Annotated in this window: 15 protein-coding genes; 6 read left to right on the top strand and 9 right to left on the bottom strand. The window is 72.8% G+C overall.

All coding sequences use genetic code 11. The features are described from left to right. Window positions 1-60 precede the first annotated feature (60 nt). Window positions 61-423, top strand: a complete 363-nt coding sequence (locus tag EJ357_RS50700) for a DUF2690 domain-containing protein (protein ID WP_126389320.1) — start codon at window positions 61-63, stop codon at window positions 421-423. On the opposite strand, the gene EJ357_RS05945 is transcribed toward EJ357_RS50700, so the two are convergent. Further along, window positions 369-986, bottom strand: coding sequence for a TetR/AcrR family transcriptional regulator (locus tag EJ357_RS05945; protein ID WP_126389318.1), 618 nt, complete (start codon window positions 984-986; stop codon window positions 369-371). The two genes, EJ357_RS50700 and EJ357_RS05945, sit on opposite strands and share 55 nt — an antisense overlap. A 108-nt stretch (window positions 987-1,094) precedes the next feature. On the opposite strand from EJ357_RS05945, the gene EJ357_RS05940 reads away from it, so the two are divergent. From EJ357_RS05940 to EJ357_RS05920, 5 genes are all read left to right on the top strand, one after another. Further along, complete coding sequence (locus EJ357_RS05940; RefSeq protein ID WP_126389316.1) at window positions 1,095-2,297, top strand: alpha/beta fold hydrolase; 1,203 nt, start codon at window positions 1,095-1,097, stop codon at window positions 2,295-2,297. Further along, a complete protein-coding gene (locus EJ357_RS05935) occupies window positions 2,294-3,706 on the top strand; it encodes an MFS transporter (RefSeq protein WP_126389314.1) in 1,413 nt (470 codons plus the stop codon). Before EJ357_RS05940 ends, EJ357_RS05935 begins: the two co-directional genes overlap by 4 nt. 6 nt (window positions 3,707-3,712) lie before the next feature. Further along, window positions 3,713-4,888 (top strand): thiolase family protein, encoded by a 1,176-nt coding sequence (locus EJ357_RS05930; RefSeq protein ID WP_126389312.1) that lies wholly within the window; start codon window positions 3,713-3,715, stop codon window positions 4,886-4,888. After that, window positions 4,885-6,834, top strand: coding sequence for an AMP-binding protein (locus tag EJ357_RS05925; RefSeq protein WP_126389310.1), 1,950 nt, complete (start codon window positions 4,885-4,887; stop codon window positions 6,832-6,834). The genes EJ357_RS05930 and EJ357_RS05925 overlap by 4 nt, the downstream gene beginning before the upstream one ends. 66 nt (window positions 6,835-6,900) lie before the next feature. Next, on the top strand, window positions 6,901-7,779 hold the full coding sequence (locus EJ357_RS05920) for an MBL fold metallo-hydrolase (RefSeq protein WP_126389308.1): 879 nt from the start codon (window positions 6,901-6,903) through the stop codon (window positions 7,777-7,779). Here the strand turns inward: EJ357_RS05920 and EJ357_RS05915 are convergent. The 8 genes from EJ357_RS05915 to EJ357_RS05880 are packed head-to-tail and all read right to left on the bottom strand — an operon-like array spanning window position 7,718 to window position 16,449. Continuing rightward, window positions 7,718-8,524: a thioesterase II family protein gene (locus tag EJ357_RS05915; RefSeq protein ID WP_126389306.1), complete on the bottom strand. Its 807-nt coding sequence runs from the start codon at window positions 8,522-8,524 to the stop codon at window positions 7,718-7,720. The genes EJ357_RS05920 and EJ357_RS05915 overlap by 62 nt on opposite strands. Then, window positions 8,521-9,630 carry an alpha/beta fold hydrolase gene (locus EJ357_RS05910; protein WP_126389304.1) on the bottom strand — a complete coding sequence of 370 codons (1,110 nt, stop codon included), beginning with the start codon at window positions 9,628-9,630 and terminating at the stop codon, window positions 8,521-8,523. Before EJ357_RS05910 ends, EJ357_RS05915 begins: the two co-directional genes overlap by 4 nt. Next, window positions 9,627-9,878: a hypothetical protein gene (locus EJ357_RS05905; protein ID WP_126389302.1), complete on the bottom strand. Its 252-nt coding sequence runs from the start codon at window positions 9,876-9,878 to the stop codon at window positions 9,627-9,629. The genes EJ357_RS05910 and EJ357_RS05905 overlap by 4 nt, the downstream gene beginning before the upstream one ends. Next, window positions 9,875-10,114, bottom strand: coding sequence for a phosphopantetheine-binding protein (locus tag EJ357_RS05900; RefSeq protein WP_126389300.1), 240 nt, complete (start codon window positions 10,112-10,114; stop codon window positions 9,875-9,877). Before EJ357_RS05900 ends, EJ357_RS05905 begins: the two co-directional genes overlap by 4 nt. Continuing rightward, the gene (locus tag EJ357_RS05895; protein ID WP_126389298.1) at window positions 10,111-12,045 is read right to left on the bottom strand and encodes an HAD-IIIC family phosphatase; all 1,935 of its coding nucleotides are present in this window, start codon (window positions 12,043-12,045) and stop codon (window positions 10,111-10,113) included. Before EJ357_RS05895 ends, EJ357_RS05900 begins: the two co-directional genes overlap by 4 nt. Continuing rightward, a complete protein-coding gene (locus EJ357_RS05890) occupies window positions 12,042-13,064 on the bottom strand; it encodes a 3-oxoacyl-ACP synthase III family protein (protein WP_126389296.1) in 1,023 nt (340 codons plus the stop codon). The genes EJ357_RS05895 and EJ357_RS05890 overlap by 4 nt, the downstream gene beginning before the upstream one ends. Beyond that, the gene (locus tag EJ357_RS05885; RefSeq protein ID WP_126389294.1) at window positions 13,064-16,120 is read right to left on the bottom strand and encodes a type I polyketide synthase; all 3,057 of its coding nucleotides are present in this window, start codon (window positions 16,118-16,120) and stop codon (window positions 13,064-13,066) included. The genes EJ357_RS05890 and EJ357_RS05885 overlap by 1 nt, the downstream gene beginning before the upstream one ends. Beyond that, window positions 16,117-16,449 (bottom strand): acyl carrier protein, encoded by a 333-nt coding sequence (locus EJ357_RS05880; protein WP_126389292.1) that lies wholly within the window; start codon window positions 16,447-16,449, stop codon window positions 16,117-16,119. The genes EJ357_RS05885 and EJ357_RS05880 overlap by 4 nt, the downstream gene beginning before the upstream one ends.

Genomic DNA, 16,449 nt, shown 5'->3' with positions numbered 1-16,449 from the left:
CAGTCCGGAACCGACCTCCAACGGGGCCGACGAGGTCTCCAGGATGGCCCTCCTGGAGGCATGGCCTGCGGGCGGGACGCGCGCACGCCGGCCGGCCGGCGCACCCGCGCGGGGGCCGGGCTCGAGATCAGGTTCGGCGCGCGATGTGATGCGGCCTGGACACGGATCCGGCAGACCCGGGTCGGCGATCGCGTCGAGATCACCGCTCCCGGAAGCCCGCCCCAACGGGCCGCCGTCGCCGACAAGTTCGACGCCGGGAGGTACCTCTTCACGCAGATGGTCCCGGCACGACAGCTCTCGGCGCCGCACGCCTGCCTCATACCCGCGTCCGGTGACGCGCGCGAGTGCGTCGCGACTTGGGGCCTCGCTCAGCGGCTGGCGGCGAGTGCCGCGAGGACGGCGCGGGTGAGGCGGGCGACGTAGGCCTCGTCGGTGGGTCCGCCGACCGCGAGCATCCTGAAGTACAACGGGGCGCCGAACAGGTCGACGGCCAGGCTCATGTCGATGTCGGCCGGCAGCTCTCCGCGGTCGATCGCCTGCTGCAGCACCGTCGCCACCGCGGCGCGCCGGGGGGCGAGGACCGCCTCGTGGAGCGCGGCGCTCAGCGAGGGGTTGCGGGCCGACTCGGCGACCAGGTCGGGGACGATCCGGCCGACGAGTGGATGGCGGAGGTCGGCCATGGTGTCCCGGACGAACCGTTCGACGTCGTCGCGCAGTGACCCGGAGCCGGCCGTCGCGGGGAGGTGTTCGGCGGCGGCCTCGGACACCAGCTCCACGACCATCGCCTCCTTGGAGGGCCAGCGGCGGTAGAGGGCCGCTTTGCCGACGCGGGCCCGGCGGGTCACGGCCTCCATCGACATCCGCGCGAACCCGGTCTGGGCGAGCTCCTCGAACACCGCCCGCCTGATCGTCTCGGTCACGGACTCCCGCAGGACCGCGGAGCCCGTGGGCCTGCGGTCGACGTCGTCACGGCTGGTCGATTCCACTGCGGGAGATTAACACCGAACGGAACGGTTGCGTTCCGTTCGGGCCGGGTGTACGTTCCGGCGCGAGACGGAACGGCTCTGTTCCGTTCCATCTCGAAAGGGGTCCCGATGAAGTTCCTCTTCGACGACGCGGCGTTCTCCTTCCAGGCGCTGCGCACGGCCGGGCACGCCGCTTACGCGGGCGCCGATCTCGGCGAGGTCCTGGCCGCCTGCCGCAACATCCCCGACGGCGACGAGGAGGCCTGGTGCCGGGCGTGGACCGCCGTCGCCGAACGCCTCCACCGTGTCGGTGCCGAGGCACTCGCCGCCGGCCACCGGGTCAGCGCCCGCGAGTCCCTCCTGCGGGCCTCGAACTACTACCGCACGGCCGACTTCTTCCGCGTCGAGGACCGGGACTCCGACCTCGAGTCGGCCCGCCTCGCCCGGTGCTCGCGGCAGACCTTCGCGCAGGCGGCACAGCTGTTCGACACTCCGGTCGTGCCCCTGCGGATCCCCTACGAGGACTCCACCCTCCCGGGATATCTGTTCCTCGTGGACGACACGGGCCGCAGTCGGCCCACCGTCATCCACCACGGCGGATACGACTCCACCCTGGAGGAGCTGTACTTCATGGCGGCCGGCGGGGCACTGCGCCGCGGCTACCACGTCCTCGCCTTCGAAGGCCCCGGCCAGCAGTCCGTCCGGCGGGAGCAGGGACTGGTCTTCCGGCCGGACTGGGAACACGTGGTCACGCCCGTGGTGGACCACGCCCTGACCCGCCCGGAGGTGGACCCTGAGAGGCTTGTGCTGTGGGGCACCAGCTTCGGCGGACTGCTGGCCGCCCGCGCCACGGCCTTCGAGGACCGCTTCGCCGCGTGCGTCCTGCACAACGGGGTCTACGACTTCTACGAGGTGCCCCTTCGCGGCATTCCGCCCTACCTCGGCGAGTGGGTGACGGACGGCCGGGACGACGTGGCCGGGCCCGCGCTGGCCGTCACCCTGGCCCAGAGCACCCAGGCGCGCTGGTTCCTGCGGCACGGCATGTGGGTCTTCGGGGCCAAGACGCCCCCCGAGGCGCTGCGCGCCTGCGCGCCGTACAGCCTCGACACCGCGGCCGCCCTCATCACCTGCCCCACGCTCGTCCTCGACGCGGAGAACGACCTGCCCTTTCACGGCGAGGCCCGGCGGGTGTACGAGGCGCTGCGCTGCGCGAAGGAGCTGATGCTGTTCACCGTCGCCGAAGGGGCCGGCGAACACTGTCAGGAGGGCGCGGCACTCCGCTTTCACCAGCGGGTCTTCGACTGGCTCGACGAACGTCTGGCCCGCGCATGACCGTTGGGGCGGACACCCGGTCGGCCACGGCGGACGGCACCCGCCGCCGGGCCCGCACCGTCCTGGTCCTGCTGGCGTTCTTCATCGTCGTCAACGCCGCTGACAAGGCCGTCCTCGGCCTGACCGCGGGCCCCATCAAGGACGACCTCGGGCTCTCCGCCACCGAGTTCGGCACCATCGCCAGCAGCTTCTACCTCCTGTTCAGCCTCTCGGCCGTCTCGGTCGGCTTCCTGGGCGACCGCATCCGCGCCCGGCCCCTGCTCGCCGTGCTCGCCCTCGTCTGGGCGGCGGCGCAACTGCCGATCCTCCTCCCCGCCACAGGATTCGGAGCCCTCGTCGCCACCCGGGTCGTGCTCGGTGCGGGTGAGGGGCCGGGCTTCCCGCTGGCCAACTACACGGCGTTCACCTGGTTTCCGCAGAAGCGGCGCGCGCTGCCCTCGGCCGTCGTGGTCGCCGGCGGCGCGGGGGGCACCGTCCTGGCCGCCCCGCTGGTCGTCCTGGTCACCAACACCCTCGGCTGGCGGGCCGCGTTCGGCCTGCTCGGGGCCGCCGGGGTGGTGTGGACCCTGGTCTGGCTGAGGGTCGGCGGCGGCGGGCCGTACGCCGCACACCTGGGCCCCGGACCGGCAGACGACGAACCGTCGGCAGGGGACGTCCCGACGGTCTCCGCCGACGGGGCGCGCCCCACGGTCCCCTTCCGGCGCATCGTCACAACGGGCACCTGGCTCGGGGCCACCTTCTCCACCTTCGCGGTCATGTGGACGCTCTCCCTGGGTTTCGCCTGGCTGCCGCTCTTCCTGGAGGAAGAAGTGGGCTTCAGCGACGCGGAGATCAGCGGGATCGTCGGGCTGCCGGCCCTGTCCATGGCCGTCCTGGTCCTCACCGCGGGAGCCGTCGCGCACCGGCTGCTGCGGAGAGGGGTGACCGCCAGGGTCGCGCAGGGACTGGTCGGCGCGCTGCTGCCGCTTCTCGCCGGCGTGTGTCTGCTACTCGCGACTCGGGCCGGTCCCGCCGCCCTCCTGCTGCCGTTGCTGGTCCTGGCGTTCTCCGCGGGCAACGGACAGACCCCCCTGACCAACGCGGCGATCGCGGACATCTGCCCGGCCGGCCGGCGCAGCGCCGCCCTGGGCCTCTCCTACGCCCTCGCCGCCCTCTCGAGCCTGCTCGCCCCCTATGTCACCGGGCGGATCATCGACGCGGCGCCCACCGAGGCCGCCGGCTACGGCCGGGCCTTCGACCTGGCCGCCTGTCTGCTGATCGCCGGTGCCGTGGTCTCGGCGCTCCTGATCCGACCCGACCGGGACGCCCTCACCTTGCTCGCCGCACACCCGGCGACGTCCAGCGCGTCCGCCGCCTCCAGCGTGTCCGCCGAGTCCGGTGCGGACACGGAGCCCACAGCGAAGGAGTGACCCCCGATGCCCGTAGACATCGCCGTCGTCCACGGGGCGCGTACCCCGATCGGTCGATACAAGGGCGCACTGAGCTCGACTCCCGCGCACCGGCTGGGCGCCCTCGTGATCCGCGAGGCGGTCGTCGGCGGTGGGCTGGACCTCGGCGCCGTGAGCGAGGTCGTCCTGGGCTGCGTGGGCCAGGTGGGCCCTGACGCGTTCAACGCCCGGCGTGCGTCCCTGGCCGCCGGGCTACCCGTGACGACCCCCGCGTACAACGTCAACAGGCTGTGCGGGTCCGGACTGCAGGCCGTCTGGTCGGCCGCGCAGAGCCTCACCCTCGGCGAGGCGGACGTCGTCGTGGCGGGCGGCAACGAGTCGATGACCCGTCAGCCGCTGCTCGACTACAGCGAACGGGCCCCCGACGAGGTGCCGGGAGAGCCGACCGTGGACGGCACCGTCTCCCTGGTCACCGACCCCTTCGGGCGTTACCCGATGGGCATGACGGGCGAGGTGGTGGCGGACCGGTACGACATCTCGCGGCAGCGCCAGGACGGGTGGGCCGCCGAGAGTCAGCGCCGGGCCGCCGTCGCCGTCCGCGAGGGACGTTTCGACGAGCAGATCGTGCCCGTGGCCACCCCGGGCGGCGTCGTGGAGCGGGACGAACATCCCCGGCCCGGCACGACGGTGGACAAGCTCGCCGGCCTGGCTCCCGTGTTCTCGCAGAACGGCACGATCACCGCCGGGAACTCCGCCGGCATCAACGACGGCGCCGCCGCCGTGCTGCTGATGCGCTCGGCCGATCTCACCCCCGGCGCCGCACCGCTGTGCCGGCTGCGCGACGCGGTCGTCACCGCGCTGGAGCCGGAGATCATGGGCGTCGCCCCGGCCGAGGCGATCCGCAGCCTGCTGCATCGCAACGGCCTCACCCTGGACGCGATCGACGTGATCGAACTCAACGAGGCGTTCGCCGCCCAGGTCCTGGCCGTCATGGACGAACTCAAGCTCGATCCGGACCGCGTCAACCCGAACGGCGGGGCGATCGCCCTCGGCCATCCCATCGGCGCCACGGGAACCGTCCTGTTGCTCAAGGCGGCTCACGAACTGCGCCGCACGGGCGGCCGGTTGGCCGTGATCGCCCTGTGCATCGGCGGCGGCCAGGGAATCGCCGCACTGATCGAGAACCCGGACGGGACCCGATGAGCGAGTACGTCTGGCATCCCACGCCGGAGTTCACCGAACACGGCAACATCGCGGCCTTCTGCCGCAAGCACGGCATCGACGGCGGCTACCGCGAACTGCAGACCAGGTCCGTCACCCACCCCCAGTGGTTCTGGGAACGGGCCGCGGCGGACATCGGCATCGTCTGGCACACGCCGCCGACGCGCGTGTGCGACGACACCGGAGGCATCGCCTCCACCCGCTGGTTCCCGGGCGGACACACCAACCTCGTGGACTCCTGTCTCCACCGCCATCTACGGCAGGGGCGCGGGCGGGCTCCCGCACTGCGCTGGGAGCGGGAGGACGGCACGAAGGGGGTTCTCACGTACGACGAGGTCGCCGCCCGCAGCGCCCGGGTGGCAGGCGGACTGCGCGCCCTCGGGGTCGTGCAGGGCGACCGGGTGGCCGGGTATCTGCCAACCGGTCCCGAGGCCTTCGTCCTGCTCTTCGCCTGCGCGCGCATCGGCGCCGTGCTGGTGCCGCTGTTCTCCGGCTTCGGCACCGAGGCGATCGCCGTACGGCTTGTCGACGCCGGGGCGAAGGTCCTGGTCACCGCGGCGGCCGCCACCCGGCACGGCCGCCGGTACGACATGGAGACGGTGGCCCGTACAGCACTGGAAAAGGCCACGTGCGTACGTCATCTCGTCGTCGTTCAGGAAGAGACGGGCGACGTGTCGCAGGACGAGCCGACCGCCTCGCCGGGGCCCGCGACGACGACCTGGCACAGCCTCTCCGGCGCCGAGCCCGCCGAGACCGTCTCGCTCCCCACCGGCACCCCCTTCCTCCTGCTGCACACCTCGGGCACCACCGGGCGCCCCAAGGGCGCGATGCACACCCACGGCGGCTTCCCGGTCCAGGTCGGCAGCGAGACCCGGTACAACCTCGACCTGCGGCCGGACGACGTGGCCTTCTGGGTCACCGACCCCGGCTGGATCATGTTCCCGCTCGTCGCCGTGGGCGCCACCCTCGCCGGCGCCTGCGTCCTGGCGTACCAGGGCGCGATCGACCATCCGGACGTCACCCGCCTGTGGCGGCTGCTCGACGACCACGGGGTCACCGTCTTCGGCAGCTCGCCCAGCCTGGCCCGCATGCTGATGGGCCGCGACCCGAAGCCTCCGGCACCGTCCCGGTTGCGCGTCCTCGGCTCCACCGGCGAGCCGTGGACCGAGGAGGCGTGGCGCTGGTACTTCGCCGACTTCGGCGGCAAACGCTGCCCGGTGATCAACATCTGCGGCGGCACCGAGGTCGGCGGATCCCTGCTCGCCTCCGCGCCCACCCTGCCCCAGTCGCCGTGCAGTTTCTCGGGGCCCTGCCTGGGCATCGACGCGGCGATCGAGGACGACCAGGACACCGAGCCGCCCGAAGGACACGTCGGTGAACTGGTCGTGCGGCACTCCTGGCCCGGCATGACCCGGGGACTGTGGCGAGCGCGGGAGCGCTTCGCCGACACCTACTTCGGCCGGAGGCCGGGCCGCTGGTCCCACGGCGACCTCGTCTCCCGGACCGGTGACGAGTGGTTCGTCCACGGCCGCCTCGACGACGTCATCAAGGTGGCCGGCAAACGCCTCGGGCCCGCCGAGGTCGAGGACGCCGTCGTCGGCGACCCGGCCGTCGCAGAGGCGGCCGCGGTCGGGATACCGCACCCCGTCAAGGGCGAGGCCGTGTGGTGCTTCGCGGTCCCGGCGGCCGGGCGGCCCCTCGGCGCACCGGAAGCCGAGCGGATCCGCGCACGGGTGGCCCACGCGCTCGGCCCCGCGTTCCGGCCCAGCCGGGTGGTCGCCGTACCGGAGCTGCCCAGGACCCGCAACGGCAAGGTGATGCGGCGGCTCATCCGCAGCCTCGTCACCGGCGAGGCGCTCGGTGACCTGTCCACCCTCGTCAACCCGGCCGGCCTCGACGCGATCCGTACCGCCCTGCAGGACCAGTGAAAGCGGGCCGTACGCCCTGCAGGACCAGTGAAAGCGGGCAACCCGCCCACCGACCAAGGGAGTTCCATGCCGACGATCGACATCCTCCTGCCCGGCTTCGCCATCGACACCGACCAGGGCTATCCCGCCTTCTGCGGGGTGTTCCTGGTACGCGGCCCGGACGCCGCCGGACGGCACCGGAACATCCTCGTCGACGCCGCCCACGTCGGCCGCCGCCCCTTCCTGTGGAACGCGCTCGCCGCACACGGCCTCGACGCCGAGGACATCGACACCGTCGTCCTCACCCACGCCCACTGGGACCACGTCCAGAACATCGACCTGTTCCCGCAGGCCACCCTCGTCCTCCACCCCGACGAGCGCCGGTACGCGCACACCCCGCACGCCAACGACTGGGCCACGCCCGCCTGGACGGGGCTGCTCCTCGAACAACTCCCCGTCCGCGAGGTCACGGACGGGGAGGAGATCATCCCGGGCGTGGACGTCATCGGCCTGCCCGGCCACTCGCCCGGCAGCATCGGCGTGGTCGTGCAGACCGAGCGGGGGCGCGCCACCATCACCGGCGACGCCCTGCACTTCGCGTACGTCGCCCTCACCAAACGCAACCCCCTGGTCTTCTGGGACGCCGACCAGGCCGCCCGCAGCATCGAACGGGTCCTTACCGTGTCCGACGTGGTCTACCCGGGCCACGACCGGCCGTTCCGGCTCACTTCGGACGCCGGCATCGACTACCTGGAACCCTTCGCGCTCACCCTGACCGGACTGCGGCCCGACACCCTCGGACTCCGCTTCGCCGACGCCTCGTCACGCCCGCTGTGGGTCATGCCGGGCGTCCAGGAGCAGCCCAGGCTGTACGAGAAGAACGCCGACGACATCCAACGACGCATCAACCGGGTGCCGAAGGTGGTCCGCCCAGTCCCGCGAGAAGCCGGGCCAGCGAAGGGCTGAGCCGGTCGAAGAACGGATCGGGTGCCTGGCGCGGAAAGAAGTGACCGCCGGGGACGGTGGTCATGCGGAAGCTGTTCACGTACCTCCCCCAGGCCCGCACCGCGCCCGGGGTGACGAGCGGGTCGTCGACGCCCGCGAAAGCCTCGACGTGGAGCGGCAGCCGGGCCCGTTCGTCGTCCGGGTCCGGCAGTCCCGCCCGGTGGTGGGTCGCGCAGACCCGCAGGTCGTCGCGGAGGATGGGCAGCAGCACCCGCAGCCAGTCGTCCCGTCCGAGGAACCGCGGACTCAGCCCGCCGAAGTCCACCAGGAGACGGGCCAGTTCGTGGTCGTCGTACCGGTCGGGCGGCGGCAGCGACGGCGACACGTACGGCGCCGCGTACGCCCCGAGGAACAGGGCCTCGGGAGGGCGGCCGCCCGCGCGCAGCCGGGCCGCCGTCAGCGCGAAGGCCACCATCGCGCCCATGCTGTGGCCGTAGGCGGCCCAGGGCCCCTCGTCGAGCCGAGGCGCGAGTTCGCGCCCGAGGGCCTCGACGACCTCGCCGGCGTCCTGGAAGCGGGGCTCGCGGTAGCGCGCCTCGCGGCCCGGCAACTGCACCGGCAGGACGTCGACGTCGAACGGAAGGCGACCGGGCCACGAGCTGAAGAACGAGGCGCCGCCGCCCGCGTGGTGGAAGCAGAACAGCCTGAGCCGGGCGCCCTCGCGGGGCGCCCGGCCGAGGCAGGACGTCGGAGCCGTCGTGGTCATGCAGGGGCTCCGGGCGATGTACGGGCGAGGCGGCGGCGTGTGCGCAGGACCCGGGCCCGGGCCGAGGCGGCCCGGCGGATGCCGCTCGCCGTGCCGGCCATGCGCAGCGCCTGCGACAGCAGCCACAGCCGGGTCTCGGCGGCCTGGTCGGGCCGGCCGCCGAGGGCGTCGTTCTCGACCAGGCGCAGGTGCGGCACGGTCTGCTCCAGCAACCGGACGTCGGACGGCGGCGCGACCTCGTCGTCGCGGCTCGCCGCGTACGCGACCGGGGTGCGCAGTCGGGTCAGCCCCTCCTCGTCGACGCCCCAGTCGGCGAGGGCGGCCGGGAGCCGGTCCACCGGCGTCCGCATCACATGGGACAGGGTCAGCGTCATCAGGCGGGGCAGCGGTGTGAGGTGCGCGGCGCGGGTGAAGAAGTCGCGCACCGGGGCCCCGGCGGTCGCCAGTCCCCGGATGCGATCGTCCTCCAGCGCGTGTCGCAGGGCGAGATGCCCGCCGAAGCTCAGGCCCACGACACAGGTACGGGAGGCGTCGGCGGCACGGCCGAGCAGGTCGAGGAGATACGTGAGCATGCGCGTGCTGTCCGATCCGTAGGTGAGGGTGTTCTCGCCGACGCCTGGCAGTTCCGTGACCACGACGGCCGCGCCGAGCCGGTCGGCTCCGGCCAGCACCGGAGCCCACTGCTCCTTCGTACTGGTGACGCCGCCCAGAACGAGGATGAGCGGGAGCCTGCTGCGCTGGGACAGCCCGGCGGCCCAGCAGGCGAAGCCCGCCCCGTCGAAGGGCAGATCGAGCCGGGAGATGCCGCGGACGCGTTTGCGCCAGCGGTCGAAGGCCTCCACACCGGCGCTCTGTGCCGCCTGCCGGCTCGGCCCGTCGACGTACGGGAAGCGGGCCATCGTGTAGTAGCGAACCGCGTCCAGATCGCGGCCGCGTGCCTCGGCCGCCTTCGCGAGCGACGACCACTCGTGGGTCCAGACGCCGGGGCCTTCGCCCTTGGCGTCCTCATCGAGGTTCCGCATCACCCGGTGGACGACATCTGCGGGGATGCCCTGGGCGTACGCGTGGGGAAGGGCGAACCTGCGCAACTCGGCTACGGGGATCACCGGGCCGTTCCTTTCTCTTCGGGGACACGTGCCTCTTCCGGGACACGCGCCGGGACCTCGGACGCGCCGCCGGTCCCCGGCCCGTTCCCACCGCCGGTGACGAGGCGGGCGAGTCCGGCCCGCATCCGCCTGCCGAAGCCGGGGGACAGGACGAGGTCCAGCTGGGTGTCGAGGAACAGGGCGCGGAAGTGCAGGCAGGTTCCGGGTTCGGCGGATACGAGTGCGGGATCGACCTGGGGGGTGGTCACCGGCCCGCCACCACTTCGTACATCTGCCGGAAGGTCCTCGCCTCCAGCAGGTCGACCACTGGGATGGGCCGGCCGACGAGGTTCTCCACGACGGTCACCAGCCGCAGCAGCAGCACCGAGTCCCAGTCGGGGAAGTCGTCCAGGGGGCGGTCGAGATCCTCGGCCCGGACCTGCAGGCCGAGTTCCTCCTCCAGGAGCGTGCGGAACTCTTCGGTGTCGGCGAGGGCAGTGGTCATGCGGAGTCTCCGTCGAACGGCCCGAACGCGGCTTGCAGCCGCAGATGGGCGGGGGCAGGGGTGATGTCGCCGAGGTCGTGCCGCAGGGTGACGGCGTCGGGGTGGTCCGGATCGGTGCCGGTGACGGCGAAGCCGTGCTCGGCATAGAAGGAGGCGAACGCGGAGTTGCGGGGCGTGGGCCGATAGCGGCCCGTCACGGCGCCCGCGCCGGTGTCACGGGCGAACTCCAGCACCGCCGTCACGCAGGCGCTCTCGATGCCCCGGGAGAACACCCGGCAGCTGAGGACGAAGTTGTCGATGCGCAGCACCTCCGCGTCGCGCCGCAGGAACAGGGCGCCGACCAGGCCGTGGTCGCCGAACCGGTCGCGCGCCCGCACCGCGATCACGTGCAGCCCCGGGCGCTCCATCCGCGCCGACACCTGCGGGACCTGAAGGCGTTCGGTGGCCAGGTGGAACTGGTTGGTGCGCAGCGTGAGCTGGGAGACCCGGGCGATCTCCGACTCCTCCGGCGGCCGCAGGAGGACCTCCAGCCCGAGTCCTTCGAGATAGTCCTGGTAGGAACCGAAGTCCTCGCGGAATTCCTGCCGCAGGGCCTCGGTGCGGTAGCGGCCGGCCCGTTCCCGGTCGGCCTCGGTGAGCTCGAACAGGTCGAACCAGCCGTCGGCCAGCAGCGCCGAGGGGTGCAGGGCGGGCTCCTCGTCGACCCGGACGACGGCGACCTCGGGCAGCTGCTCGGCGACCAGCCCGCACTCGAAGAGGCTGTCGTCGACGAAGACGAAGCTGTCCAGGCCGAGCCCGAGCCGGTCGGCGATGTCGCGGAGATTGTCGTGCTTCGCCTTCCAGTTGGCGTTGACGCGGACGAAGTCGTCCTCACGCAGCACCATGGCCGGATGGGTGCGCAGCATCTCGCGCACCGCGTCGGTGTCGTTCTTGCTGCTCACCGCCAGCAGCACGCCCTGCGCGCCGAGTTGCCCGAGCACCCGCTGGAACTCCTGGAAGGCCTCGCCCCGCAGGCCGGAGCCGAGGTCGACGCCGCCGGGCCCGTCCTCGCCGAGCACCCCTCCCCACAGCGTGCCGTCCAGGTCCAGCACCAGACACTTGCGGGTGCGGCCCAGGCGCGCGCGGACGACGTGGGCGGCCTCCCGGGCGTAGGCGGCGAGCAGCGCGTCGGACAGCCGGGCGCGGGCGTACTGCGCGGTGCGTGGATCGCACGCGGGAACGCCCTCGGCCACCAGCGGATCGAGGTCCACGACGACCACCCCGGGGTGCTGCTCGGCGAGGGACAGCAGACCGAGGTTGAAGTCCCGCCACACCGCGCCGAGCCGGGCGCGGGAGCGCAGGTCGACCAGCTGGTGGGTGTAACGGCGGTGCAGAGGCACGGTGTTGAGGACGAGCAGGCCACGCCCGGCCTCCTGGTGGGTGCGCACGGCGCCGGCGACGAGCGAGAGCCGGGCCCGTGCCGCTGCCTCGACGTCCTCGACCCGCCAGGGCACGGTGACGTCGTCGAAGACCGTGTGCGCGTCGAGCAGACACAGCGTGAGTTGCGGCTGCTCCTCGCCGGCCGCCGCGGGCCGCATCAGGTCCTGCAGATAAGAACCGTACGGTGCGACTCTCGCCTCCAACAGCAGCCCGTGTCGGGCCAGTTCGGCGGTGAGGGGGGCCACAAGGGGGGCTACCGTGGAGTGGCCCGTGACGGTGACCGTGACCACCGGCACGTCGGCGTGGCGGCATACCTCCTTCGCATCGAGCCGGGCCAGCAGCTGGCCCGCGGCCGGCAGGTCGGTCGCGGGCATGCGTGCCAGCAGGGCCGGTACCCGTCCGTACTCCGTGGCGAGCGTGCCCGCCCGATGCAGGGCGCGCAGGGTGCCGAGAGCCTGGGGGTCGTGCCAGGTGCCGGAGGCGCCGAAGGTGCGGTTCCCGGTCTCGGTCATGAACGCTCCAGGGCGATACCCGACTTGATCCACTTGCTGGACTCGATGGCGACCGCGACCGCGCGCCCGGGGCCGTCCCACTGCCGCAGCAGCTCGGCGAGCTGGAGGAACGGCAGGGCGTTGCCGTTGTTCCCGACGGTGCGCACCACGTTGACACGCCGGGCTTCCGGGGCGGGCATGCCCGCGGAGATGCGGTCGCTCATCCGGCCGGAGAGCTGTGGGGGCAGCAGGAAGTCCACTGCGTCGGCGCTCCAGCCGAGGTCGTCCAGGAGCTCCCAGAACATCTGCCCGGCCATGACCGGCACCGACGCCTCGATCGCCTTGTAGTCCTCGAAGACAGCCGTGCGGTCGCTGTGCCGGTCGCCGAGCCCGAACCAGTCGATGACCTGGCCGGGCTCCCGGCCCAGGCCCACCAGCCGGTTGAGCACCTGCCGGATCTCGATGCCCTGGCCCCTTGCCTCGGTGCTGAGCACGGCCGCGCCGGCCCCGTCGCCGAAGAGCACGTAGTTGACGAGTTCGGCGGAGGTACGGCTGCCGGGGTCGAAGTCCGTCTGAAGATGCTTGGCACACACGTCACCGCCGATCACCAGCGCGGTGGTGCAGCGTCCGGCCAGCAGCAGGGTGCGGGCCACGTCCAGGGCCTGTACGGCACCGGCGCAACCGGACTGGAGCTGGTACGTGGGGACGTTGTCGACGCCGAGCCGGTCCGCGACCAGGTTCACCGTGGCGGGCATCAGATGGTCCGGGGTGGCCGTGCCCAGTACGACGCAGTCGACGTCCCCCGGCTCCAGGCCGGCCTCCGCCAGCGCCCGGTCGGCCGCGGTCGTCGCGATGTCGGCCAGGCTGTGCCGTATCTGGCCGGTCGCCAGGTCGACGGCCAAGTACCGGCTGATGTTGCCGGTGAACATCTCGGCCCATGTCTCGTCGACGCCGACGAGTTTGGCCAGGGTCGCGTTGTCCACCGGGTCCCCGGGCAGGCAGGTGCCGACCGAGGCCAGGTACGCGGTGGGAGGTGCCATCAACGTGTTCCTTCCATGGTCATGGGAAGGGGGGTGGCGGAGCCGTGGGGGAGTTGGCCGCGCAGGTACGCGACCAGGTCGGCCACCGTGCGCAGGCTGGCGAGCAGATCCTCGATCGGGAGCGACCCGAGCTGCGGCAGTGCGTCCTCGATTCGGGTCTTCAGCTCCATGACCCGGATCGAGTCGAAGCCCAGGTCCTCGTGGAGCCGGTCGTGGTCGTGCACGTGCTGCGGGTCGTGCCCGCCGACCCGGCACACCAGACGGCGTGTCAGCACGGCGAGGGGGTCGGGCGGGGCCCCCGCCGGGGCCGGCGGGCACGATTCCCCGCGGTCCGCGCCACTCGGTACCGCGGCGGTGTCCGCGCCAAGGGGGACTGATGGCGTGGACGGTTCCGGATGTCCGGGGGCGGCACCGGAGCGCCAGGACCGGAACGACTCGTCGAACAGGTACGGCGGCAGTCGGCGCGGCACCCGGTCCGCCGCGTCGTACAGCAGGTCCCAGTCCGGCGTGAGACCGGCGCACCACAGCTCCCCGAACAGCTCCTGGGGGCGGTGTCCGGGAGCGTGCTCTCCCGGGTGCGCGCTGTGCAGACTCACGGCATGGTCCCCTTCCGCCCGCAACGTCGACAGAAGCGGGGTGAGCACCGCGCGCGGGCCGATCTCCACCACATGGGTGACGCCGGTGGCGAGGAGCGCGCCCGCGGCCTCGGCGAACCGGACCGGCTCGGTGATCTGCCGCGCCCAGTACGCGGCGTCCATGGTCTCCTCGCCGCTCAACTCACGGCCGTACACCGTCGAGAACACCGGGAGCGCCGGCCGCCGGTCGGACACGTCCGCGCACTCCCGGCGGAACTCCTCGACCACGGGCCGCATCAGCGGCGAGTGGAAGGCATGCGAGACGGTGAGCCGCCGGACGGACACCTTGCGCTCGGCCAACTCCTTCTCCACCGCGGCCAGTTCGTCGAGGTCCCCGGCGATCACGGTGCTGCGCCGGCCGTTGACCGCGGCCACGCCCAGCCGCGCCCGCCCCACCAGCAGCGGTTCCACCTCCGTGGCGCCCAGGCTCACCGAGAGCATCCCGCCGTCCTTGGGCAGCTTCTCCATCAGCGCCCCGCGCCGGGCGACCAGCCGCGCCGCGTCCGCCACGTCCAGCGCCCCGGCCGCGCACGCGGCGGCGAACTCGCCGATGCTGTGCCCGATCACGTACGACGGCCTGATCCCGGCCTCGGTCAGGGTGGCGGCCATCGCGTACTCCACGGCGAACAGCGCGGGCTGGGCCAGCCGCGCGCCCTGGACCTCCGCGTCCGCGTCGAGCACCTGGTCGCGCACGGACACTCCGGTGTGCGGGGCGAGCAGCGTGTCGATCTCGTCGAGGTGGCGCGCGTAGGCGGGGCACGACCGGTACCAGGACGCGGTCATACGAGGGTGCTGGGCGCCCTGCCCCGTGAAGGCGAACGCCACCGACGGCACCCCTCGCCGCCCGCCGTCCACCCGCGCGGTCCCCTCGGCGCGCTCCGCGGCCTTCCGTAACCCGGCGACCAGCGTGGGCAGATCGCCCGCTGCCACGGCCGCGCGGTGCGGCAGCCGGGACTTGACGCGGTTGCTGGTCCAGCACAGCTGCGCCAGCTGGCTCCCGGGACGGCGGGACAGGGCGTCGGCCTGCGCCAGCAGATTCGCGCGCAGCCGCTCCGGGGTGCGGGCGGAGAGGGTGAACACGCCCGGTGCCGCGTGCCGGCTGTGGTGGACCGCGTGGGGCGCGGAGCCCAGCACCGCGTGCGCGTTGCTGCCGCCCATGCCGAAACTGCTCACCGCGGCGTGCACGGTGCCGGACGGTAGCTTGAGCGGCGACCTCAGCAGGGACAGCCGGCGCCCGGACAGATCCAGTTTCGGGTTCTCGTCGTCGGCGAACCGACTCGGCGGCACCGTGCGGTGGTGCAGTGCGAGGACGGCCTTGATGAGCCCGGCGATCCCGGCCGCGCCCTCCGCGTGCCCGAAATTGCTCTTGACCGAGCCCAGCGCGACGCTTCCACTGCCGCGGCCACTGGTCAGCTCGCCGAGCGCCTGGGCCTCGATGAAGTCGCCCAGCAGCGTCCCGGTGCCGTGCGCCTCCACGAAGCGGATGTCATCGGCGGTGACGCCGGCCCGCCGCCACACGGACTCGATGAGCCGCTGCTGCGCCCAGCGGTTGGGCGCCGTGATGCCGTTGCTGCGCCCGTCCTGGTTGATCCCGGTCTCCTTCAGCACGGCGTACACCGGCTGACGGTCCGCCAGGGCGTCGCTCAGTCTGCGCAGTACCAGCACCGCGACGCCCTCGGCCCGTCCGATCCCGTCGGCGGAGGCGCTGAACGGCTTGCAGCGGCCGTCCGGTGCCGAGAGGCCGGCCTGGGCGTAGAAGATGTTGATGACCGGGGTCATGATCAGGTTGGTGCCGGCCGCGAGGGCGTGGTCGCACTCCTTGGCGCGCAGCGCGTTCACCGCGAGGTGGACGGCGACGAGCGAGGAGGAGCAGGCCGTGTCCACCGCCAGGCTGGGGCCCTTGAGGTCGAGGTGGTACGAGACGCGGTTCGCGCCCATGAAGTAGCCGTTGCCCGAGCCGTAACGAGCGGTGATCCGGTCGTAGTCGGCGAGTTGCAGGTACGCCCACTCGTTGGCCATCACGCCGACGAACACGCCTGTCTCGGTGCCGGCCAGGTCCTGCGGAGCGAGCGCGGCGTCCTCGATGGCCCGCCACGAGCACTGCAGCAGCAGCCGCTGCTGCGGGTCCATGGCGGTGGCCTCGCGCGGGGCGATCCCGAAGAAGCCGGGGTCGAAGGCATCGGGGTCGGCGATGAAGCCGCCGCGCACCGAGTTGCTGCGGCCCCGCGGCCGGGCCTCGCGGGCGCTCTGCGGGGCGGCCGACGCGGCGGCGTAGTAGCGGTCGGCGTCCCAGCGCTGTTCGGGCACACGGTCCGTGCCGTCGCGTCCGTCCATGAGGAGCGACCAGTACTCCTGGGCGTTGCGGGCGCCGGGGAAGCGGCAGTCGAGGCCGACGACCGCGATGGGTTCGCGTTCGGTCATGAGGGCTCCTCGTCGTGCTTCGCCTTGTCGGCCAGGAGCTCGGCGAGGTGACCGGTGATCGCGTGGACGGTCGGGAAGTCGTACGCGATGGTGGGGGCGACCGCGAGCCGGTAGTGCTGTTCGATCTCGCCGCAGATGCTGATGGCCGCGACCGAGTCGATGCCGTAGTCGGCGAGCGGGGTGTCGGGGTCGATCTCGTCGCACGCCCGGTGCAGGTGGAAGGCCACCCGTTCGGTCAGCCACAGCTCGAGGTCGGGGGCGTTCCCCTGCGGCAAGGGACGGTCCAGGGGTTGGGGGGTGGCGGTACGCGTGTCGGGGGCGATGCTCAT

The sequence above is a fragment of the Streptomyces cyaneochromogenes genome, assembly GCF_003963535.1.
Taxonomy (GTDB): domain Bacteria; phylum Actinomycetota; class Actinomycetes; order Streptomycetales; family Streptomycetaceae; genus Streptomyces; species Streptomyces shaanxiensis.
This window is presented reverse-complemented; position numbering and strand designations above follow the sequence as displayed.